This is a genomic window from Acinetobacter sp. RF14B (assembly GCF_006864105.1).
Classification (GTDB): Bacteria; Pseudomonadota; Gammaproteobacteria; order Pseudomonadales; family Moraxellaceae; genus Acinetobacter; species Acinetobacter lwoffii_C.
In genome coordinates this window covers 1-6,571 of sequence record NZ_SMTB01000114.1, presented here as the reverse complement: position 1 = coordinate 6,571, position 6,571 = coordinate 1, and the positions used below count along the sequence as shown (strand labels likewise).

The 6,571-nt window shown below is 43.1% G+C and carries 8 protein-coding genes; 5 read left to right on the top strand and 3 right to left on the bottom strand.

All coding sequences use genetic code 11. The features are described 5' to 3' along the window. The 4 genes from E2K52_RS12935 to E2K52_RS12920 form a co-directional block, all read left to right on the top strand. On the top strand, positions 1-744 hold a 744-nt coding region (locus E2K52_RS12935), incomplete at its 5' end, for a molecular chaperone DnaJ (protein ID WP_151205466.1). A 459-nt stretch (positions 745-1,203) separates the two neighbouring features. Then, positions 1,204-1,419, top strand: a complete 216-nt coding sequence (locus E2K52_RS12930; RefSeq protein WP_151205465.1) for a cold-shock protein — start codon at positions 1,204-1,206, stop codon at positions 1,417-1,419. Between the two features lie 108 nt (positions 1,420-1,527). Further along, on the top strand, positions 1,528-1,761 hold the full coding sequence (locus E2K52_RS12925; RefSeq protein ID WP_151205464.1) for a hypothetical protein: 234 nt from the start codon (positions 1,528-1,530) through the stop codon (positions 1,759-1,761). A 62-nt stretch (positions 1,762-1,823) separates the two neighbouring features. Then, the gene (locus tag E2K52_RS12920; RefSeq protein ID WP_151205463.1) at positions 1,824-2,024 is read left to right on the top strand and encodes a hypothetical protein; all 201 of its coding nucleotides are present in this window, start codon (positions 1,824-1,826) and stop codon (positions 2,022-2,024) included. A 676-nt stretch (positions 2,025-2,700) separates the two neighbouring features. Here the strand turns inward: E2K52_RS12920 and E2K52_RS12915 are convergent. Next, entirely contained in the window at positions 2,701-3,315 is a 615-nt protein-coding gene (locus E2K52_RS12915) for an SPOR domain-containing protein (protein ID WP_151205462.1), read from the bottom strand. Positions 3,316-3,622: 307 nt separating this feature from the next. After that, positions 3,623-5,413, bottom strand: a complete 1,791-nt coding sequence (argS, locus tag E2K52_RS12910) for an arginine--tRNA ligase (protein WP_151205461.1) — start codon at positions 5,411-5,413, stop codon at positions 3,623-3,625. 270 nt (positions 5,414-5,683) lie between these two features. Between argS and E2K52_RS12905 the strand changes: the two genes are divergently transcribed. After that, complete coding sequence (locus E2K52_RS12905) at positions 5,684-5,971, top strand: DUF2798 domain-containing protein (RefSeq protein ID WP_151205460.1); 288 nt, start codon at positions 5,684-5,686, stop codon at positions 5,969-5,971. Between the two features lie 98 nt (positions 5,972-6,069). On the opposite strand, the gene E2K52_RS12900 is transcribed toward E2K52_RS12905, so the two are convergent. Further along, positions 6,070-6,571, bottom strand: a 502-nt coding sequence (locus E2K52_RS12900; protein ID WP_151205459.1) for a DUF445 family protein, incomplete at its 5' end; no start/stop codon positions are given.

The window sequence follows — 6,571 nt, the reverse complement described above, 5'->3', positions numbered from 1 at the left end:
ATGGAGCTGACGCTGGAAGAAGCGGTCAAGGGCGTCAAGAAAACCATTACTTTTACTGCACCGGCACCTTGTGAGGCCTGTGATGGTAAAGGTTCTAAAAATCCACATGATGTAGAAACCTGTCCGACCTGTCATGGTGCTGGCCAGGTGCGTATGCAGCAAGGCTTCTTCTCGGTACAGCAAACCTGTAGCACCTGTCGTGGTCAGGGCAAGATCATCAAGAATCCATGTAATAAATGTCATGGCTCGGGTGTATCTGAACGTCAGCAAACGCTGGAAGTGACTATTCCTGCGGGCGTGGACAATGGCGACCGTGTACGTCTGACCGGTAAAGGTGAAGCGATCCGTGATGGTCAGTCAGGCGATCTATACGTTGAAGTGGTGGTGCGTGAGCATGAAATCTTCCAGCGTGATGGGGCCGACCTGTATATGGATGTGCCTGTTTCGATTGCGGATGCGGCTTTGGGTAAAGAAGTGCAGATTCCAACTCTGGATGGGCGTGTCAGTCTGAAAATTCCTGAAGGCACTCAAACCGGTAAACTGTTCCGTTTACGGGGTAAGGGCGTGAAGCCGGTACGTTCGACCATGCAAGGTGATCTGCTCTGTCGTATCGTGGTGGAAACACCTGTCAATCTGTCCGCACGTCAACGTGAATTACTGAAAGAATTGCAAGCGACTATGGAAGGTGAGGGAAGCAAGACCTCTCCAAAGAAAAAATCATTCTTTGACCGCTTATTTGACTGATCCAGCTTTCAGAGCACTAACAAGGACGCTTAGGCGTCCTTTTTATGGGCTATAAGAAATTTTCACCTTAGATAGGTTTCTATTTTAATCTGAATCCTGCTTAGGCCCAGGTTTTATACACTTGAATAGTTGGCTTGTTTTTATAATCTCTCTGATAGGCGTACCCCAGTCGTGTAAATGTCTGCTTCAAGATGCTGGATGACTTTATTCTTTTGCGTAATCGCCTTTTTATAAAATAAATAAATATATATATAAGAAAACTTGATTATTTTTTATTTTTAGTGTATAGTGAGTTTAACTAGAAAAAAGTCTTGTTTCGGTAAATCTTCTTTAAGTATCGCAGTTTTATTTATAATCCTTCGTTTTTTCAGATTTTAAGTCTCATTCTTTATTATTTCAAAGTTATACTCAGTCAATAGCTTGGCTAAAAATTATTAAAAATTAATAGGATATATATATATGTCAAACTCTAATGTGGTTAAAGGTACGGTAAAGTGGTTTAATGAAACTAAAGGTTTTGGTTTTATTCAACAAGAAGCTGGTCCAGACGTTTTTGCTCATTTTAGTGAAATTGCGAACTCAGGTTTTAAAACCTTATTTGAAGGCCAACAAGTTGAATTCAGCGTAGCGCAAGGACAAAAAGGCCCGAATGCTGTAAATATTGTTGCTATCTAAGTAATTGTAAGTAGTACTATAAAAAAGCACTTATGAGTGCTTTTTTTATGATGTTTAAATTTAATAAGAGCTTTCCCCATTGGGAAAATCTAAAAACTAGGATATAAATTGTTAAAAAATAATAATTTAATTGCAAAATCTCAAAATGGTACTGAAATTTTAGTATCGTTAACCCCGTTAAATAAAATGCAAAATACACGTCAAGGTTTAAAAACAGTGGAAGTCGGTAAAAGAGTTCTTCTAGAGTCAGGTATTGAAGTTGACCTAAATCTAGATGGGCGTAGTTTCTACACTTCTTCAAATAATTTATTTAAGCTCAATCATCGAGTTTCTAAAATTTAAAATCCTTTATTATTAACAGCTTAGATTGATATTTCCTTATTATAATATTTCCAGAGAAAAAAATGCTTAAACAAAATATCTGTGTTAAAGATCAGTTTGGGGTTAAATACTCCATACAAGCTACCTTTAATGATCATGCTTCTAATTTTCATTCTAATGTAAAACATATCACGGTAGAGGGTGAAAATATCCGCCCCAGTCTTGAAATGTTGTTTAAAAGTGGGTTAAGTGGGAAAATTTTCAAAATTTTATCCTTAACTTAAATTTGCATGTGAAGTGTAATACCATGTTGTTGTCATCCTGCCTGACTCGGGCTGTTAAAGCCGCGTCTTTTTGTTGAGCGATGATTCAAACGTAGCATGATTTTTGAAAGCTATGCATCCGTATCGTCATCCAAGTCGCTAACTTTGCTAATAATCTTCTGATTAAGCCATTGGTATTTTCCTTCGAGTCTTGTTGCCAGGCGCTATAGACATCAGCAAAAGATTCATTTATCTCTCTTCCTTCAGCAGCAGGCTCATGCAGGCTGAACTCCTTACCATTGTCTGCGGTAATGGTTTTTAGCAGATCTTGGATAGGTTAGAACAGACGGATTGTGGTTTGGCAGATTTTCTCTGCCTGAGGTGAGCGGCAATTTATTCAACCAGAGATAGCCTGTCTGCCGATCTTCAATCGAAACCAGTGCTTGCGAATGGTTCTTGCCCACCCTCTACCTATTTCTAGATCAGCAAAGCCAGTCTACTGCTCAATTTTAATAAGCCGATCCTGAATACGTTTACGCTTACTGAACGGGTGACGGGTTTCAGAAAAGCCCTCCATCGGATAGGGCATAAATCTGATATTTTTCTTTCTTTCCTTATTTTAAGCTCTGTTGCATTGTATTTGAAAATTCAAGCAATAAAAAAAGCACCATTTGGCGCTTTTTAAAAGATCGAAATTTTAGCGTTTGACCACGATGGAATCGATACCACTATTTTGCAAGGTTTGCTGGGCAATAATGGCGGCTTCGGCTGAATCATAAGGGCCGGAAACAACACGGTACCAGATCTTGCCATTTTCCACACTACGTACCACATCTGCCGAGAGGCCATTTAAAATAATTTCAGCACGGCGGGCATCTGCCTGATCCGGATCATCAAAACTGCGGACCTGCAGAATATAACTGGCGGGTGCGGGTTGGGGGGCTTCCGTCATTTCCTGGCTGGGTTCTAGTGTGCTTTCAGGTTCAGTCACTTCAGGCTTAGGAGCTTCGACAATCACAATGGTATCTTGGGATTTGGCTTCAGGAACGGCCTGCTCTGGAATCGGAGTAACTTGTTGCTGTGGCAACAGGTCATAAAAACGGTAATCCTCATTGGTCTCTTCTTCCTGATAATGCTGGGAAGTGACCTGATTTTTAGGTTTGACGGGCTCCCAAGGTTTCCACAACAGGAGAGCCATTAAAAAACTTAACACGATTAAAATGATCACGAGTGTGCCAAGCCAAGCTGGAATCAGTGGCTTTTTAGGCTTATTCGGTCTTTGAGATACACCGCGCTGCGTTTTTCCAAACACTGGGGATTTCCTCTTCTTTATATTTTGATAGGAAAGGCATAACAGCAGTTATGCCCTTACTATAGCGCAATCCTGAGGCATCAGGATCTAAATATTCTTATTTAGATTGCAAACTTTCAAGATTTTATAATTTACTTGAACTTTCAAATAGATATAAAAGTCAGGAAAACCATGAGCAAGGCAGAGCAATGGCAAAAGGTCGCCTGTTGGCTCTGCACAGCTTTTATCTTCTGAGCATGTAAAGCAGTGCTTTGCTTTATAGACTTATTTCGTGCCAAGCTCTCGTCTTGCGTCAATAAAAAGTGCTTTACATTGACTCAGGCGCAGAGACGCCCAGAAGTTCCAGACCATTACGCAGAACCTGACGTACGTTGACCGATAACAGCAAACGTGCCTGGGTTAATTCTGCATCATTACCCAGTACCTTGTTTTCGTTATACCAGCCATGGAACAGGGCAGCCAGTTCTTTCAGGTAGTTCCCAATCTGATGCGGTTCATAGCTGTTGGCAGCGCGCAGTACAATTTCAGGATAGGCAGCCAGTTTGGCCAGAATTTCAGTTTCGGCCTCCAGTTCCAGTTTTGCAGCCAGAGCACGTGCACTCGCTGCATCAAAGTTCACTCCGGTAGTCACAGCTTTTTCTAACATACGGCAGATACGGGCATGTGCGTACTGGATGTAATACACCGCATTGTCCTTGCTTTGCGATACTGCCAGATCCAGGTCAAAGTCGATGTGCTGTTCAGATTTACGCATGACATAATAGAAGCGGGCTGCATCGTTACCGACCTCTTTACGCAGGTCACGCAAGGTCACGAACTGGCCTGAACGGGATGACATTTGCACCATTTCGCCGCCACGCCATAAGCTGACGAACTGTACCAAAAGTACGGTCAGTTTCTTTGAGTCATAACCCAGCGCATCAATGGCTGCTTTCACACGTGCAATATAGCCATGGTGGTCTGAACCCCAGATATCAATAATATCGGTATAGCCACGTTGTAATTTGTTCAGGTGGTAGGCAATGTCAGAAGCGAAATAAGTGGTCTGGCCGTTACGGCGTTTGACCACACGGTCTTTTTCATCGCCAAATTCAGTTGACTTGAACCAGATATTGCCCTCAGCTTCATACAGGAAACCACGCTGATCCAGCGTCTGTAATGCTTCTTCAATTTTTTCAGTCAAAGAGGCTTCACTGAACCATTGGTTAAAAGTGACTCCAAACTCGCCCAGGTCATCTTTAATGTCATCCAGAATGGCTTTGAGCGCAGCCTGATGGAAGACACGGTAGCCTTTACCGAGCAGGGTTTGTGAGTTAAAAATCAGGCCATCAATATGTTTTTCTTTATCGCCTGACAGAACCACTTTATTGCCTTCAGCATCTAATTCAGCGGCGTATTGCACATCTTCAGGCACGTCTTTATACACGTCAGCCACAGGGCGTACATGTGCATCGCCCTCTTGGTCGATAATGCTTTGTGCGATTTCTTTAACGTAATTGCCTTGGTATGCATTTTTCGGGAACACCAGTTCCTGACCGTTTAATTGCAGATAACGTAAATAGGTTGACGTTGCCAGAATATCCATCTGACGGCCGGCATCATTGACATAGTATTCGCGGTCTACTTTGGCACCGGTGGCCTCAAGCAGATTGGCCACAGTCATGCCATAAGCTGCCCCACGGCCATGACCTACATGCAGGCTAGACGTCGGGTTAGCCGAAACAAATTCGACCTGAATGCGTTTTTCCGCATTGGCCTGAGTACGGCCATAAGTCGCTTGTTGGGCCTGAATCTGATCCAGTACGGCAAAGCGCTGATTGGCATTCAGAAAGAAGTTGATAAAGCCCGGTCCTGCAATTTCGGCCTTGCTGATATCTGCCACTTCAGGTAACGCAGTCAGGATTTTTTCTGCTAAATCACGTGGCTTCATACCGGCAGCTTTAGACGCGATCATGGCAATATTTGAGGCAAAGTCACCATGGCTTCGGTCCTTGGTACGCGTCAAACTACTTGTGTTGTTCCAGTCAGATGGGAGTACGCCTTGTGCCTGTAAAGTTTGCACTGCATGATCGAGAGCTGCTTGTATTGCCGTATTCATAATCAGTCGAAAATAGATATCGCAGAAAAACAGCAAATATAGCAAATTTCATGCTCTTTAGGTAAAACCATTTGGACGAAATACAATTTATGACAATGTAGAAAAATTATTCATCCAGATCATTTTTTTATTTAAACTTGAAAAAATCAAAATAGGTATCATGTGAAAATCATGATAATTTCGAATGCTCTACTTTAAGGCCCAAACACTGCTTTCAAAGGAATGAATTTGGCTTAATATGAGTATTCCGCCCACAGTCTAAGAGTCAGTATGAATTCGCAACAACGCCCGGTCCTGATCGGCAATATTCCTAAACTTCCGGCGAAATGGGCCTTAATTATAGTGCCTTTTATTTTGTCCTGCCTGATGAGCGGCATTATTTCCATGATCAACATGCTGCGCAATTTAGGCTGGATCGAAGGCTTTATGGCACTCTGGTTTCACAACTGGATGATTTCCTGGGCCATTGCCTTTCCTATTGTGGTAACGCTATTGCCTTTTGTACGTAAATTCACAGGTTTATTTGTGGATATGTCGGGCAATCCACCCTCCAAATAAACATTGATCCGGCAACCCTCCTGCTACTGACTCCCGCTCAATAAAAAATAAGGTCAGGTTGTTTTATGGAAGAGCCGTGTAGAAGGCGCGGAGTCAAGCTAAATCAGGTGCTCAACTACAGCACGGATAATGCCCAGCACTAAACCGATACAGGCACCCACCACAACGCCATTAACCCGGATCATATGCAGGTCGCCACCCACTTCATTTTCAATCTTGTCGATCATCTCGGTTGAATCCCATTCGTGAATGCGTTCGCTGATAAAACGAATCACTTTTTCACTATACTGGTCACTGAGCTCAACCGCGAGGCTACTCAGGCGCTGGTTGAGCAGCTCCCGTACAGCCGTATTGGAAACGATATTTTCCCCGACTTGCTGTATGGCCACCCGTAGGTTCTCTGCAATCCCCGAGTCTGGTTTTTGTAGATCGTCCTTGATCGCATCGCATAAAATCACCACCGCACCACTGATAAAGTTCAGTACCTGCGGACTGTCGAGCAGGGCATTTTTAGTGTCATTCAAACGCTGGCTGGCCAGACTGTCATGATCCGCCAGTTGCAGCATCAGTTCCTGAGCTGCGGCCTCAATGTGAAGGCGC